13 protein-coding genes are annotated in these 15,079 nt (G+C 60.9%); 7 read left to right on the forward strand and 6 right to left on the reverse strand.

Going from position 1 to position 15,079, the window contains the following annotated elements:
- The first annotated feature begins 78 nt into the window (after window positions 1-78).
- On the forward strand, window positions 79-1,104 hold the full coding sequence (locus OHL13_RS14015) for an SPL family radical SAM protein (protein ID WP_263410749.1): 1,026 nt from the start codon (window positions 79-81) through the stop codon (window positions 1,102-1,104).
- Here OHL13_RS14015 and OHL13_RS14020 read toward each other — a convergent pair.
- A complete protein-coding gene (locus OHL13_RS14020; protein ID WP_263410750.1) occupies window positions 1,101-1,856 on the reverse strand; it encodes an ROK family protein in 756 nt (251 codons plus the stop codon). The two genes, OHL13_RS14015 and OHL13_RS14020, sit on opposite strands and share 4 nt — an antisense overlap.
- A 180-nt stretch (window positions 1,857-2,036) precedes the next feature.
- On the opposite strand from OHL13_RS14020, the gene OHL13_RS14025 reads away from it, so the two are divergent.
- Window positions 2,037-3,713, forward strand: coding sequence for a sensor domain-containing diguanylate cyclase (locus OHL13_RS14025; RefSeq protein ID WP_263410751.1), 1,677 nt, complete (start codon window positions 2,037-2,039; stop codon window positions 3,711-3,713).
- Here the strand turns inward: OHL13_RS14025 and OHL13_RS14030 are convergent.
- Together OHL13_RS14030 and OHL13_RS14035 are read right to left on the reverse strand one after the other, a co-directional pair.
- Entirely contained in the window at window positions 3,685-4,212 is a 528-nt protein-coding gene (locus tag OHL13_RS14030; protein WP_263410752.1) for an SRPBCC family protein, read from the reverse strand. The two genes, OHL13_RS14025 and OHL13_RS14030, sit on opposite strands and share 29 nt — an antisense overlap.
- A gap of 21 nt (window positions 4,213-4,233) precedes the next feature.
- Entirely contained in the window at window positions 4,234-4,629 is a 396-nt protein-coding gene (locus tag OHL13_RS14035; protein ID WP_263410753.1) for a hypothetical protein, read from the reverse strand.
- 114 nt (window positions 4,630-4,743) lie between these two features.
- Here OHL13_RS14035 and OHL13_RS14040 point away from each other — a divergent pair, with 114 nt between their 5' ends.
- Window positions 4,744-5,673: a sugar phosphate isomerase/epimerase family protein gene (locus tag OHL13_RS14040; protein WP_263410754.1), complete on the forward strand. Its 930-nt coding sequence runs from the start codon at window positions 4,744-4,746 to the stop codon at window positions 5,671-5,673.
- Between the two features lie 70 nt (window positions 5,674-5,743).
- Here OHL13_RS14040 and OHL13_RS14045 read toward each other — a convergent pair whose 3' ends face one another.
- Window positions 5,744-6,169: an NINE protein gene (locus tag OHL13_RS14045; RefSeq protein ID WP_263410755.1), complete on the reverse strand. Its 426-nt coding sequence runs from the start codon at window positions 6,167-6,169 to the stop codon at window positions 5,744-5,746.
- Between the two features lie 223 nt (window positions 6,170-6,392).
- Here OHL13_RS14045 and OHL13_RS14050 point away from each other — a divergent pair, with 223 nt between their 5' ends.
- The 3 genes from OHL13_RS14050 to OHL13_RS14060 all read left to right on the forward strand — a co-directional run bounded on the left by OHL13_RS14050 (window position 6,393) and on the right by OHL13_RS14060 (window position 11,281).
- Window positions 6,393-6,599, forward strand: coding sequence for a hypothetical protein (locus tag OHL13_RS14050; protein WP_263410756.1), 207 nt, complete (start codon window positions 6,393-6,395; stop codon window positions 6,597-6,599).
- Window positions 6,600-6,720: 121 nt separating this feature from the next.
- A complete protein-coding gene (locus tag OHL13_RS14055) occupies window positions 6,721-9,516 on the forward strand; it encodes a M16 family metallopeptidase (RefSeq protein ID WP_263410757.1) in 2,796 nt (931 codons plus the stop codon).
- A gap of 118 nt (window positions 9,517-9,634) precedes the next feature.
- Window positions 9,635-11,281, forward strand: a complete 1,647-nt coding sequence (locus tag OHL13_RS14060) for an AsmA family protein (RefSeq protein WP_263410758.1) — start codon at window positions 9,635-9,637, stop codon at window positions 11,279-11,281.
- Between the two features lie 4 nt (window positions 11,282-11,285).
- Here OHL13_RS14060 and OHL13_RS14065 read toward each other — a convergent pair whose 3' ends face one another.
- Window positions 11,286-12,050, reverse strand: coding sequence for an endonuclease III domain-containing protein (locus OHL13_RS14065; protein WP_263410759.1), 765 nt, complete (start codon window positions 12,048-12,050; stop codon window positions 11,286-11,288).
- Window positions 12,051-12,122: 72 nt separating this feature from the next.
- Here OHL13_RS14065 and OHL13_RS14070 point away from each other — a divergent pair, with 72 nt between their 5' ends.
- A complete protein-coding gene (locus tag OHL13_RS14070; protein ID WP_263410760.1) occupies window positions 12,123-13,196 on the forward strand; it encodes a 3-deoxy-7-phosphoheptulonate synthase in 1,074 nt (357 codons plus the stop codon).
- Between the two features lie 71 nt (window positions 13,197-13,267).
- Here OHL13_RS14070 and rpoD read toward each other — a convergent pair whose 3' ends face one another.
- Window positions 13,268-14,965: an RNA polymerase sigma factor RpoD gene (gene rpoD / locus OHL13_RS14075; RefSeq protein ID WP_263411663.1), complete on the reverse strand. Its 1,698-nt coding sequence runs from the start codon at window positions 14,963-14,965 to the stop codon at window positions 13,268-13,270.
- Between the last annotated feature and the right edge of the window lie 114 nt (window positions 14,966-15,079).

Here is a 15,079-nt window from a genome sequence, read left to right on the forward strand (position 1 = left end):
CACTTCATGGATGGAGAAGAAAAAGCGAATATCGAGACTCTCTTTCCCATCCTCCGGCAAAGCTCTGGAATGGTCCGGATGGCTGCTGAAGCTGGTCCTCTGGATGACGGCCATCTGGTGGAGTTTGCCGGGATGAAGGTCGGCAGTGTGCTGAACAAATCCGTCTCCAAGCGGATGCGCTGGATGGCCTGGAGCATCAATCCATACCGCGGTTGCGAGTTCGGCTGCAGGTACTGTTACGCGCGATATACGCATACGTTCCTGGCGCCCAAGGACGGACCGGGGGAGGGTCAGCCGGACTTCCATGATCCGGAGGTCTTCGAACGGAAGATCTTCGTGAAGGAGAATGCCGCGTGGCTGCTGGAGCAGGAGCTTCGGCAACTGGAGCGGCAGGGCCGCATCGCGGAGGAGATCGCGCTTGGGACGGCGACCGATCCGTGGCAGCCCATTGAACGGAAGCTGCGTGTGACGCGGAGCCTGCTGGAGGTTCTGGCGCGCCGCAGCGGCCTTCGCGTGGGCATGGTGACCAAGTCGGCGCTGATTGCGCGGGATATCGACCTGCTGGAGCAGATTGCCCGCAAAAGCACGCTGGTGGTGCACATCACCATCACCACGCCGGACGTGGAGCTGGCGCGGAAGCTGGAGCCGCGCGCTCCGCGGCCAGACCTGCGGCTGGCCACCGTACGCAAGCTTCGGGATGCGGGCATATGGGTGGGTGTGCTGAACTCGCCGCTGCTGCCCGGCATTACCGATGGACTGGCGGAGATGGACCGCATGGCGCGCCTTGCCTCGGAACATGGCGCGTGCTTCTTTGCGGCCAACCCGCTGTTTTTGAAACCGTGCTCGCGTCCCACGTACCTGAGCTTTGTTCGCGAGCACTTCCCTGCCCTGGAACCGGAATACGCCCGCCGGTTCCAGGACCGGGAGTTTGCCGAGACGGCCTACGCCGCGCGGCTGAGCGCGATGGTGACGGCGCTGTGCCGCAAGTACCACCTGAACAAGCGCTCGATGGATTCCCTGCTGTCGTCCGAGGTGGCACTGAAGATGCCGCCGGGTATCGCGGAGAGAGACACTGCTCCGGGACAGGCACGTTTGTTTGGCTAAGTGTTTCTGGGATGCGCGTGCTGGTGCCGGCGTGCGGCGGACTGGCGGATATGTGCGCGGCCGATCTCGATGACGTTCTTGGGATTGCCTGTAATCGGCGTCTCGTCCCACAGGCGGAAGCCGCCGGCGAATGCATTGGCGTTTGTCCCCATCAGAACGCCTTCAGGCAACTCCTCCAGCAGCTTGGCATTTCCGCCGCCAAGGACGACATACTCGCACAACAGCGCAGCACGCAGCCGCTCGATGATGTCGTGGACCGACCTCTGCCACTTTTTGCGGCCGCGAAGCTTCAGGCCATCCTTACCGACGAACTCTTCATAGGTCTTTCCCTTGCGATACGGCAGGTGGGCCAGTTCCATGGAAGCGATGGTGCCGTCGAGGATCATTGCCGTACCCAGCCCTGTCCCCAGGCCGAGAAAGAGCATGCGTCCCCCCTCATAGCTGCCAAGGGCCTGCATGGCGGCATCGTTCAGGATGCGTACGGGCTTACCGAAGGCCTTTTCGTAGTCGAAGTCGACCCAACCGGGGCCGAGGTTGTGCGGCTCATCGGCGGGCTTATTGCGAATGACCGGGCCGGGGTAGCCGATGGAGATACGGTCATACTCCCAGGAAGCCGTTGCGGCCAGCACCTGTTCCACCATGTAGCTGGCTGTGGCGTCAGGGCCGGAGGCGATTTTGATGGGTGTTTTCTTTCCCGTGGCGAGAACCTTGATATGGGTTCCACCGACGTCAATTGCCAGAACTTTGTGCATGTGGAGATGCTCCAATCAGTTTTTTTCCACGTTACTTCAATCGGTTCCTGCCGTACCCAGTTTGCAGACAACTTTGCTAGGCGCGGCTACAGTCAGGTGGGATAGTAACAGTTAACCGACAATGCCACGCAGAGTACAGCTGAGCCTCAGGCTGGCGGGGTTTCTGTGCGTCAGGAGCCGATGAGGGAAGAACTGTTCGATTTGATCATGGTCCCGTTGCTGACCTTTTTCTTTGCTGTGTTGCAAAGAGGACGGCCGCAGCGGCGCTACCGCTTGTGGCTGGGCGGGTGGCTGCTGGTGCTGGCCAGCATGGCGATCTGGGAGTGGGAGCGCGTTGAGAGTGCCGCGACCCCGGCGGCCGAGACCTTCCGTCTGTGGGCCATGATGCTGGCCGGCATTGCATTCCTGATCTCATTTGGCCAGAAGGAGCTGACCCTGCCGCAGTTGCGGAACTTTGCGCTGCTGCTCAGCGTGCCGGCGTGCGTGGGCATCCTGCTGATCAATCTTGGACTAGGGCGGCCGTGGATCATTCTTTCCCTGATTGTTGCCGGGGAGATTCTGGCAGTCTGGGCCATGCGGCGCAGCTTTGGGCTGCAATCCAAATACCGCATACTGCTGCTGGATCTTGTTGCCACCGTGAGCGGCGCGGCCATGCTGTGGCTGGCGACCCATGGCTGCACAGACAAGCTGTACATCGTGGTGCTGGCAGAGATCTTTACCGCCGCCGGACTCATGTTTCTGACGCTGCCGATGCGTGGCCGCGCCGGACAATGGATTGTGGCGCAGGGCTTCTTCTTCTGGGCGGCAGAGTACCCGCTGTATGGCTGGATGGCGGACAAAGCCAACTGGCCCCACGCCATTGCGACGCTGAACAACCTCTGGTATCTGCCCAAGTATCTGGCGGCCTTTGGCATGATTCTGCGCGTGATGGAAGAAGACCAGGCGCAAGTGCGAACCCTGACGGAGGAGTACCGCCTTCTGTATGAAGGCAATCCACATCCGATGTTTGTCTTCTCGCCGTCGAGCGGACGTTTTCTTTCCGCCAACCGGGCGGCGCAGACAGCCTATGGTTACAGCCTGGACGAGCTGCTGAGGATGGAGATTGGCGCGATCTTTCTGCCGGAGGAGGCCACGAAGCGCGCCCGGCAGATGCGTTCGGAGCGCCGCCTGGACCAGTACCAGACCAAGAGCCGGCGCCAGGATGGCAGCGTCTTCTATGCGGAGATGACCATGTACCCTGTGACCTTTCAAAGCAGCTGGGCGCGGTTTCTGCTGGTGGTGGATACCACCGCCAACGTGGAGCTGAACCTCGAACTGGTGCGCCAGGCACACCACGATCCGTTGACCGGCCTGCCCAACCGGACCCTGCTGGAAGACCGCATGCGGCAGTGGCTGTCGATGGCGCAGCGGAACATCAAGCCCGCGGCGTTGATGACCATTGACCTGGACCGCTTCAAGCTGGTGAACGACACCTATGGACACCTGGTGGGCGACGAGTGCCTGAAACAGGTCGCCAACCGGCTGCAGTCGCGCATACGCCAGAGCGATACGCTGGCCCGCACCGGCGGCGAGGAGTTCACGCTGGTGGTGGGGCAGGTATCGTCCGAAGAAGGTGCAAGGGTGCTGGCCGGCAACCTGCTACGTCTGTTTGAGAAGCCGCTTGAGATTGACGGACTGACCGTGCCCATCACCATCAGCATTGGCGTGGCGCTGTATCCCGAGGACGCGACGGAACTGGACGCGCTACGAAAGCTCTCAGACGATGCCCTGTACGAGGCAAAGCGAAGCGGACGCAACCGCGTGGTGTTTGCCAGCGAGGTAGGAGATCTTAGCGCTCGGCGGCAGTCTTCAGGTTAGCCAGCCCCTGCTCAAAGTCAGGGCCAATCATCTTGTCCATGCTCGTAAACACCAGCATCACCCTGGTCATGAAGTTGGCGGGCCCGTCCATGGTCCAGCGCACTGTGACCGGTCCGTCAGGATTTCCGGCAAAGTAAAAGACGGTGGTGTTGTTGCCTTCGAAGGGCTTGAGGAAATCCAGCCGGATGGTGGTTTTGCCGGGCTCGACGGAGAGGATCTCCATCTCGCCCTCGCCGACCTTGCTGTTGCCCTTCCAGTGATAGATGGAACCGATGCCGCTCTGCGGGCCGGAGTAGGTGACCTTCATCTCAGGGTCGAGTTTGGCCCAGGGTGACCAGCGGTCCCACAGGTGGAAATCATCCACCAGGTTGGCGGTCTTCTGCGGCGGCGCGGAGATGGAGATGGAACGCTCCACGTGGTAGGTGGAGGGCTTGGTGGCAGCCAGGATCAGGATGACCGCCACCACCAACGCGACTGCAATTGCCAGGAGTCGAAACATGCGGATACTCCGCAAAAGGGATTAGAGGCCGGCGGGTTTTTCGGCCGGTTTCTCGTCGGCCTTTTTGGCGGTGAAGGTGCCGTCATATCCAAGGGGCTGAACGTCAATAGTACCGGCCAGCGAGCCATCTTCGGCCAGCGTGCCGGTCCAGGTAAGAACCAGCGGCTGTCCCTGGTACTCACCTGCGTGAGTGAAGGTCAGCTTCTTGTCGGCAAGTGTGCCCTTTACGTCGTAGGATTTCTCCGCCATGGCGCATTTGCCGGTGATCTGGTTGTCCTGGTCGATGGAGAAGGTGCAGGTTTCATTGACGGGATAACCACTGACGTCGCCGTAGATGTTCCAGTTACCGGTGACGGGCGTGGTGGCGGCAAAGCTGGTGCCTGCGACGGCGAGAACAAGCGCGGCGAAACGTTTCATTGGGTGCACTCCTCAGAATCGGGTGGAGCAATCTTACATGACGATGATTGACAAGCAGTCAGAAAAGCGCAGAGACTCGCTCACGTAGGATTTCCCCGTGAGGAGAGAAGAGAGATGCGGATGAATCGGCGGCAGTTTGTAGGTGGCGCGGCAGCGGTAATGGCAGCAGGAGCGTTGGGACGCACGGCGTGGGCTGACCCGCTGGGCCTGCCCATCGGCATCCAGCTTTACACCGTACGCGACCCCATGATGAAAGACACTGTCGGCACCGTAAAGCAGGTGGCCGCCATGGGATACAAGGAAGTGGAGACAGCCGGCTTTGGCACGTTGAAGACCGCAGCCGAGTTCCGCAAGTTGCTGGACGATGCCGGCCTGAAGTGCCCCAGCGCTCACCTGCAGTGGGACATGAACAACCTGCAGAAGTCGTTTGACGAAGCCAAGGCGCTGGGCTGTAAGTACGCAACGGCGTCGGTGCCGAAGCAGTTGATCCAGGAGAGGCCGAGCAAGCCGATGGCGGAGATGTCCGATGCCGAGCGTGCCGCCTGGCGCGCCAAGATGGTGGCTCCGCTGACCGGGGACGACTTCAAGAAGCTGGCCGTGGCCATGAACAAGGTGGGAGAAGAGGCCAAGAAGAATGGCCTGGTGTTTGGCGCGCACAACCACACCATGGAGTTTGCCCTGGTAGACGGCGTTCCGGGTTACGACTACCTGATCAAGAACACCAGCGCGGCCAACGTAAAGTTCGAGATCGACTGCGGATGGATTACCGTGGCGGGCTACAAGCCGGGCGACTATGTGAAGAAGTATCCGGGCCGCATCAAGATGCTGCACATCAAGGACTTCTCTACGTGGGAGACGGGTAAGACGGGCGAGAGCGCCAAGGGCACCGAGATCGGCAAGGGCAAGGTGGACTACAAGGCGATCTTCGCCAGCGTGAAGGGCCAGGGCATTGAGCACATCTTCGTGGAGCAGGAAGCTCCGTACACGTTGCCTCCGCTGGAAGCGGCGAAGGCCGACTTCGACTACCTGCACACGCTGGTCTAAGCGGCTTTCCGAATCAAAAGGCGCAGGAGGCATGGGCAAACGCCCGCCACCTGCGCCTTTTTTCTGCCAGTTACGCAGCCCGGGCACCGCACTTCGTACAGAAGACAGCCTCCTGCTCCATCGGCGTTCCACACTGGCCGCAGGTGCGCACGGTGAACGGCGAAGCATCCGGAGCCATGGGCGCCAGTACCGGGACGCCTCGCAGAATGGAATCCTGCAGTTGCAGAGCGAGCAGGGTGTTGTACTCCCGCACGCGGCCGGGCATCAGGAAGCATTCCACCAGAGCGATGAGGCTGGGGATGCCGGTCCAGCAGAAACAGGCGTAGAGAATACCCAGGCCGTTGCGTCGCAGGTAAAAGTGATGCGCTCCAAAGCCGCCCAGGAAAAAGGCGAAGAGAATGCCGGCTATCTCGTCTTTGCGCAGCCGCTGGTATTCGGAGTAGAAGTATGCCCGCTGCGCGTCGTTCATATTTGCCGTGTAAAGATCGCCTGTCATTTCCCACCTCATTGGTCTTACGACCCTTGTTTCCGTAAGCCAGATACGCAAGCCGCGCGGATGGAGTTCCACTCTTTTTCCGACAGGTTCAGTCGTAGTTACCTGACATCTCGGCCCGGATTTGTCGCAATTTACAAGGGGTTTTGCGAGGTGCATTCTTCTGAGTACAGGCAACGTGAGGGAGTTGCTGCAGGCTCTAATCCAAGCGAGTGGAGGTTTTTCTATGCAGATGCTTTCCAACGGTCAGTGCGGACTTTGTGCCCACTTTGGTGAAACCCACAGAGACAACATCCTGGTCTCCATTATGACCAGCAAGCAGGCGGAAGAGACGTTGCTGGACGAGTGCGGCCACCCGAAGCATTCCACCTTGCACCTGAAGGTGACCCCCATCAGCGGTTGCGATGGCTTTACGCCGGCTGCTGCGGCGTAAGCTTTCCTGAAGATTTATCTTTACCGACAGGGGCAGCGCAAATGCGCTGCCCCTTTTCCTTTGGCGTGTGCGGGGATACTCTGTGAAAACTCATTCTGAGTCGCACGGAGTCCTCCTTTTTATGAAACTGCGCATCGCAGCACTTCTCTCTGCCGTAGCCCTGAGTCTTCCGGCAGCCGCACAACCACCGGCCATCAAGGCCCCCACCCTTGCCTATGACCAGTACAAGCTGCCCAACGGGCTGCAGGTCATCTTCACGGAAGACAAGTCGCTGCCCCTGGTCAGCGTGAATGTCTGGTATCACGTGGGCGCGGTGAATGAACGTCCGGGACTTACCGGCTTTGCGCACCTGTTCGAGCACATGATGTTTGAAGGCTCAAAGAACGTGGGTGAGAAGAACCACTTCAAGTATCTGGAAGCCGCCGGCGCCTCGGACATCAACGGCAGCACGAACTTTGACCGAACGAACTACTTTGAGACCGTGCCGTCCAACCAGCTTGAGCTGGCGCTGTGGCTTGAGAGCGACCGCATGGGCTTTCTGCTGGATACGCTGGATCGCGCCAAGCTGACCAACCAGCGGGATGTTGTACGGAACGAGCGCCGCCAGTCCACCGAGAACCAGCCGTATGGCGTGGTGGAGGAAGCCCTGTACGGCAACCTGTTTCCGGAACCGCACCCGTACCACGGCGTTGTGATTGGATCGCACAAGGACATTGAAGCGGCTCGCCTGAATGACGTTCGCAACTTCTTCAAGACCTACTACGCACCCAACAACGCAACCGTGGTGATTGCCGGCAGCTTTGACAAAGCCCAGGCTAAGGCGCTGGTGGAGAAGTACTTCGGACCCCTGAAGAAGGGTGGCGAGATTCCGAAGCTGAATGTGGATACACCGGCCATTACCACGGAGAAGCGCCAAACCGTCACCGATACCGTGCAACTGGAGCGCGTGTACTTTGCATGGCTGACACCGAAGGCCTATGCCGCCGGAGACGCGGAGATGGACTTTGCCGCCGATGTGCTGGGCGGCGGCCGGTCAAGCCGCATGTACAAGAAGCTGGTCTACGAGCAGCAGGTGGCGCAGGCAGCGACCTGCGCAAATGAATCGGCCCAGGCAGCCTCAGTCTTTGAGTGCGAGATCACGGCGCGGCCAGGCGTGAAAGCCGCCGACCTGGAAAAGGCAGCGAACGCCGTGCTGGACGACTTTCTGGAAAACGGAGCGACGCCGGAAGAGATTGAGCGTGCCCGCACCAAGACCATCGCGGGACTGATCCGTCCGCTGGAGCGTATTGGCCGCGTTGCGGACCGGCTGAACTACTACAACCACTTCACGGGCGACCCTGGCTATCTGCCGAAGGACATTGCCCGTTACCAGAATGCCGACAGCGCCACCATCATGAAGTACGCGCGCGATCTGCTGGCCAGCAACCACCGCGTGGTGATTTACGGTGTGCCGGGCAAAAAGGTGATCGACGATGTGGCCCGCAGCCCGGAGAACACCGACGCCGATGTGAAGATCGAGAAGGAATACACGGCCGAGTTTGAGGCGACGCAGGCCTGGCGCAAGTCCGCTCCGAAGGCCGGCCCTCTGCCTGCCTTCACCCTGCCCGTACCGCAGACCTTTACCCTGGCTAATGGCCTGAAGGTCTATGTGAACGAGAACCACAAGCTGCCGCTGTTTGCTGCCAACCTGGTTTCGCTGAGCGGAGCCTCGCAGGACCCCGCCGGCAAACCCGGCATCGCGGGCTTTGCCGCTGCCATGCTGACGGAGGGCACGAAGTCGCGCTCTTCCTCTGCGATTGCCGACCAGACGGGCGATCTTGCACTTGGGCTCTCCGGCGTGGCGGGCTACGATGCTCTGACGGTTTCCGTCAGCGGACTGACCACGAAGCTGGACAATGCGTTTGACCTGTTCTCGGATGTGGCCCTCCGTCCTGCCTTCGACCAGAAAGAGGTGGATCGCGTTCGCGCGCGCCGCCTGACGCAACTGTTGCAGCAGCGCGACCAGCCTCCCGCCGTGGCGCAGCAGGTAGGCGCAGCCGCGTTGTTTGGTCCGGCCAGCGCGTATGGTCATAACCTGCTGGGAACCCCTGCCTCCGTAAAGGAAGTGACTTCGGCGGATCTGACGGCGTTCTACACCACGAGCGTGGGCCCGAAGAACTCCGCGCTGGTGCTCTCCGGGGACATTACGCTGGCCAACGCGCGTGCGCTGGCGACCAAGTACTTTGGCGGATGGACGGGAACGGCCGCCGTGGCTGCTCCTCCGGCTGCCCCGGCCGCGGCCACCAAGCGGGTGATCGTGGTGGACAAGCCCGGAGCGCCCCAGACGGCGCTCTATGCCTTCCAGCTTGGCCTGCCGCGTTCCACGGCAGACTATGTTCCGGTGGTGGTGATGAACACCATGCTGGGCGACCTGTTCTCCAGCCGCATTAACATGAACCTGCGCGAGGAGCACGGTTACACCTACGGCGCCAGCTCGCGCTTTACCTTCCGCCGCGGCAATGGACCGTTCCTCGCAGGAGCCTCAGTCCGCACGGATGTAACCGCGCCCGCAGCGAAGGAGTTGATGCACGAGCTCACGCGCATCCGCACGGAGCCGCTGAGCGACGCCGAACTGACCATGGCGCGCGACAGCTACGCGCGTTCACTGCCCGGGGAGTTTGAAACCAACGCCGGCATCGTGGGGTCTACGGGTAACATCTTCGCTTACGGTCTGCCGGTGGACTATTACCGCTCGCTGCCGGCCAAGATCAACGCCGTTACGGCAAAACAGGCTGCGGAAGCCGCCACCAGCTACCTCCATCCGGAACAGATGATCCTTGTCGCTGTCGGCGACAAGGCGAAGATTGAACCCGGACTGAAGGAGTTGAACATCGCTCCCATTGAGGAGTGGACGCTGGACGCAGAACCGGTGAAGTAAAAGCAATCCCACACCAAGGAAGAAGAGGGGGCCACGGAATGTGGCCCCCTCTTTGTGCATCCAATCTTTTATCCGGCAAGGCGAGCGTAAGCTTTAATACGTTGGAACAGGAGAGACGATGGCAGCGATAAAGCGCAGTTGGATGGTGATAGGTGGCGTAATCGTACTGGTACTGATCGGCATATTTGCCATCAGCCATCTGCTGGATGCGGACACCTATCGCGGACGCATTGAGAAGGCGCTGTCGGATTCACTGGGGCGCCCGGTACAGCTGGGGCACCTGGATTTCTCGCTCTTCTCCGGAAGCCTGCTGGCCGAGTCTCCGTCGATTGCCGATGATCCAGCTTTCAGTAATCAATCTTTCCTGACGGCGAAGGATGTCCGCATTGGTGTGGAAGTAATGCCGCTCATCCTGCGCCGCGAGCTGCATATCCAGAGCTTCACCATCGACCAGCCGAAGATCCTGCTGGTTCGCGCCGCAAACGGGACGTGGAACTATTCCAGCCTGGGCAGCGAAGGCAAGCGTAAGGCTCCGTCCGCGGATACGGAGAGCCTGCTGCCGAACCTGACCGTCAACAAGATTGAGATCAAGGACGGCACCGTGACCCTGGGCACGCTGCCGCAGCAGGGACAGCCGCGTGTGTACAGCGAACTGAATCTGAACGTGCAGAAGTTCTCGTTCGCCAGCGCCTTCCCGTTCACCGTAAGCGGCAAGCTGCCGGCTGGAGGAAGCATTGACGTGACAGGCAATGCAGGCCCGGTGAACCAGCGCGATGCCTCTCTGACACCCATCACCGCGCAGGTAGCGCTGAAGCATGCCGACCTGGTGAACGCGGGGCTGGTGGAAGCAAGCCAGGGTATCTCCGGCATTGCGGACCTCGATACGAAGCTTGTATCCAACGGGCAGACCGCGCAGGCTGATGGCAAGCTGCACCTGACGCAGTTGAAGCTGGCAAAGAACGGAACACCGTCGTCACAGCCGGTGGATGTGCAGTTCTCCGTTGGCCAGGACCTGCAGTCGCTCTCCGGCAAGATCAACAGCGCCAGCGTGCAGGTGAGCAAGGCCGTGCTTGGCATTACCGGGACCTACCAGACGACCGGCAACACCACCACGACTCAGATCAATGTGGATGGAAAGAACATGCCGATCGACGACCTGGTCGCCTTCCTGCCTTCGCTGGGTGTGCAACTGCCCTCCGGATCGCGCCTGCAGGGCGGCACGCTGAACACTACGCTCGACATTACGGGGCCGGTAACGGCGCCGGTGATCACCGGCCCGGTGCGCGTGACCAACACGCAGCTTGCGGGCTTTGACCTGGGTCAGAAGCTGGCCAGCATCCAGTCGCTGACCGGCGCAAAGACAGGGTCAAACACCACGATCCAGGTGCTGAGCACCAACCTTCGCTACAGCACGGAAGGCGTGCAGACGAACAGTCTTGCGGCAGTGGTTTCCGGACTTGGTTCGGCTTCGGGCAGCGGCTCCATCAGCCCCAGCAACGCGCTGAACTACCGGCTGCTGATCAAGCTGGACTCCACCGGTGTGGGCGGCCTGGCGACGCAGGCGATGGGCATGCTGCCGGGGGTCTTCGGCTCCACCGTGGCACAGGCAACGGCCAATGGCATTCCGGTCACCATCTCCGGCACCACCGCCAACCCGGTGTTTACGCCGGACCTTGGCAAGATGATCGGCGGAAATACGCAACAGAAGCAGAACCTTCAGTCCAGTCCTCTGGGCAAGGCGCTGAGCGGGCTGTTCAAGCGATAGCCGGTTAGCCGGCAGGATACGGGCCACGCTTCGGTGTGGCCCTTTCCTTGCCCGTGGGACACAGGTCCAGCAGCGGACACCGCGTACAGCGCAGCTCGTTCAACGTGCAGAGCGTTTGCCCATGCAGCTTGAAGAGCGAGTGGTCTTCATCCAGCATCTCCGGTGTCCAGTCCTCGGGCACAAGCGCCATCAGGTCGGCCTCCACCTGGCGCGCATCCGCCTTAGAAGAGCTAAGCCCCAGCCTTTGCGCGATCCTCTGATGATGGCCGTCAATGCACAGCGCACGGCGGTGCAGCGTTGTGAAGTTCACCACCGCCGCGGAGGTCTTCACACCGACGCCGGGAAGCTGTTCCAGCCACGCGCGAATCTTCTCCGTGCGGTACTTCGCCAAGGGTTCCAGACGCAGCACGCCGATGCGGCTGCTGATCTGCTGCAGCGTGTCTTTAAGCTGGTACGACTTCTTCTCGTAGTGGGTAACCGGGCGGATGACTTCCTGGATTTCGGCAATCGGGGCATCGCGCAGCCGCGTCCAGTCTCCATCCCAGCCGTCGAACCGGTTCCGCAGGTCGCGGATGATCTGCAGCGAGACCTCGGTCTTCGTCCTGGCTGACAGAAGGGAGTAGATCAACTGCGTCAGCGGGTCCCACACATCGCGCGCCGCCGGCCTGCCGTAGTGGGCGAGCAGACGCTGGTGGATCTCCGGCAGGCGGTTGGGAGGAGCGGGTTCGAAGAGGGAGAGCATGCGGCAACAGAAAGGCCGCGATTCCACGCGGCCGGTTCTTTCCATGCTAACGTGCAGCCCCAGCGAAACCCCACATCCTAGTATCCTTATGAAGCAGCCATGGCATATCCCACCAACAACCTCCGAATCAAATCCACCCGCGTTGTTCTACCTCCCATCTTTCTTGAAGAAGAGATGCCCGTCACGGACAATGCCTCGCGCACCGTGTTTGACGCGCGGCGCCATATTGTCGACATTCTGAACGGAACGGACGACCGCCTGGTCGTCGTTGTCGGCCCCTGTTCCATCCACGATCCCGTGGCCGCACGCGAGTATGCCGGCCTGCTGAAGGAGGCCATTGCGGAGCTCTCCGACGAGCTGATGATCGTGATGCGCGTGTACTTTGAGAAGCCGCGCACCACGCTGGGATGGAAGGGATTGATCAACGATCCTTACTTCGACGAGTCCTTCCGCATCAGTGATGGTCTGCGCATTGCCCGCAGCCTGCTGCTGGACCTGGCGGAGATGGGCGTGCCCGCCGGAACCGAGTTCCTGGACATGATTTCGCCGCAGTATGTGTCTGACCTTGTGAGCTGGGGCGCCATTGGAGCGCGCACGACCGAGAGCCAGGTGCACCGTCAGCTCGTCTCCGGCCTCTCCTGCCCGGTGGGCTTCAAAAACGGCACCTCCGGCAATGTGCAGATCGCGATTGAAGCGATTCTTTCGGCCAACCATCCGCATACCTTCCTGGGAACCTCGGAGAACGGACAGTCTGCGATCCTTCTGACCGCAGGTAATCCGGATTGCCACGTGATCCTGCGCGGTGGCCGCCAGGTGACCAACTACGATGCCGCCTCGGTTGCCTCCACGGCCGTGCAGATGGAACGGGCTGGCGCCCAGCCGCGCATCATGATCGACTTCAGCCACGCCAACAGCAGCAAAGACCACCGCAAGCAGGCCGCCGTATGCCACGCCGTGGCGGAACAGGTAGCGACAGGGGAAAACCGCCACATCATGGGCGTGATGATCGAGAGCAATCTCGTCGCCGGATCGCAGTCCCTGGTTAACGGCAAGGCGCTTGTCTACGGACAAAGCATCACCGATGCCTGCATCGACTGGCCCGAGACGCAGACTCTGCTCCGCGAGCTGGCCAACGCCGTGAAGAAGCGGCGGGCGGTGGAGAACGCAGGGTAGTCTGTTCCGGAACACAAACAACAAAGGCCGCGCATTGCGCGGCCTTTGTTGTTGCTGCTGAAGAACAGACGTTAGATTTCCTTGACGCCGTCCACAAACGCGCGCAGCTTGCGGCTGCGGCTGGGGTGACGCAGCTTGCGCAGGGCCTTGGCCTCTATCTGGCGGATGCGCTCGCGGGTGACCTGGAAGCTCTGGCCGACTTCTTCCAGCGTGTGCTCGGAGCCATCTTCCAGGCCGAAGCGCATCTTGATCACGCGCTCTTCGCGCGGGGTCAGGGTACGCAGCACCTGCGAGGTGTACTCCTTCAGGTTGACCGAGATGACGGCGTCGGACGGGCTGACGGCCATGCGGTCTTCGATGAAGTCGCCAAGGTGCGAATCTTCCTCTTCACCGATCGGAGTCTCGAGCGAGATGGGCTCCTGTGCGATCTTCAGGACCTTGCGGACCTTCGCTACCGGGATGTCCATGCGCTTGGCGATCTCTTCTGACGAAGGTTCGCGGCCAAGCTCCTGCACCAGCTGGCGGCTGGTACGGATGAGCTTGTTGATGGTCTCGATCATGTGCACCGGGATACGGATGGTGCGGGCCTGGTCCGCGATGGCGCGGGTAATGGCCTGGCGGATCCACCACGTTGCATAGGTCGAGAACTTGTAGCCACGACGGTACTCGAACTTGTCGACGGCCTTCATCAGGCCGATGTTGCCTTCCTGGATCAGGTCGAGGAACTGGAGGCCGCGGTTGGTGTACTTCTTCGCGATGGAGACGACGAGACGAAGGTTGGCTTCGATCAGCTCGCGCTTGGCCTTCTCCGCGTCCATATCGCCCTGGATCATCTCGCGCTGCGTGCGCTTCAACTCGTCGATGGTCAGGCCGGCTTCGCCTTCCAGGCGGTCGAGATCGACCTTGCAGTTCTTCTGCTGGCGGCGATATTCCTTCTTCAGCTCTTCCGAACGCGAGGCTTCAAACTTGGCGTCCAGCGACTTGATCTGGCGCTCCAGCGTGCGCATGGAGTCGACTGTCTTGTTGACCTTGTCGAGCAGGCGCTTCTTCTCAGCGTTGGTGTACTTCAGGTCGCGGACGATACGCGTCGCCTTCACGCGCTCACGGCCCATCAGCCAGCGATGCTTACGCTGGTCCTTGGCGGACTTCAGCTTTCCATCGGCCAGCTTGGCGGCAAACTCTTCGGCCTTCTTCTGGTGGGCGGAGATTGCGTCAATCTTCTTGACGGTCGCCTTGACGCGCGACATCAGGATCTCTTCGGTCAGCTCTTCTTCGTCGAAGGTGACTACTTCCTTGATGTTGCGGACGCCGCGCTTCAGGTCTTCGCCCAGCGCCAGGATCTCGCGAATGACGATGGACGAGCGCGAGATGGCCTTCATCACGCGGAGCTGGCCGCGCTCAATGCGCTTGGCGATCTCAACTTCGCCCTCGCGGGTCAGCAGCGGAACCGTACCCATCTCGCGCAGGTACATGCGCACCGGGTCGTTGGTCTTCTCAAGCTGGCCAGGAGTCAGGTCCAGCTCAACATCGTCGTCCTCGGCCTCCGCTTCATAGCCGTCACGCTTGTCGAACTTGGCGTCGGGCGACAGGACATCGATACCCTGCGTATTGATCGTCGTCAGCAGGTCGTCCAGGTCGTCCGCGTTGGTCATATCGCCGGGGATCAGGTCATTCGCCTCGCCATAGGTGAGGTAGCCCTTTTCCTTGCCGGCATCGATCAGCTTGTCCAGACTGTTCTGGTCAATCGCTGTCTCTCCGAAATTGTCCATTTCTTCGTTAGCCACAAATGCATCCCTTCCCGCATTCTGGATGCGGGGAAAATATTTTTCGTATCAGGCGAAACCGCCGACACGTGTCCCGGGGTTGTTACGGGGGCTGGAAAA

The sequence above is a fragment of the Terriglobus tenax genome (genome assembly GCF_025685395.1).
Lineage (GTDB): Bacteria > Acidobacteriota > Terriglobia > Terriglobales > Acidobacteriaceae > Terriglobus > Terriglobus tenax.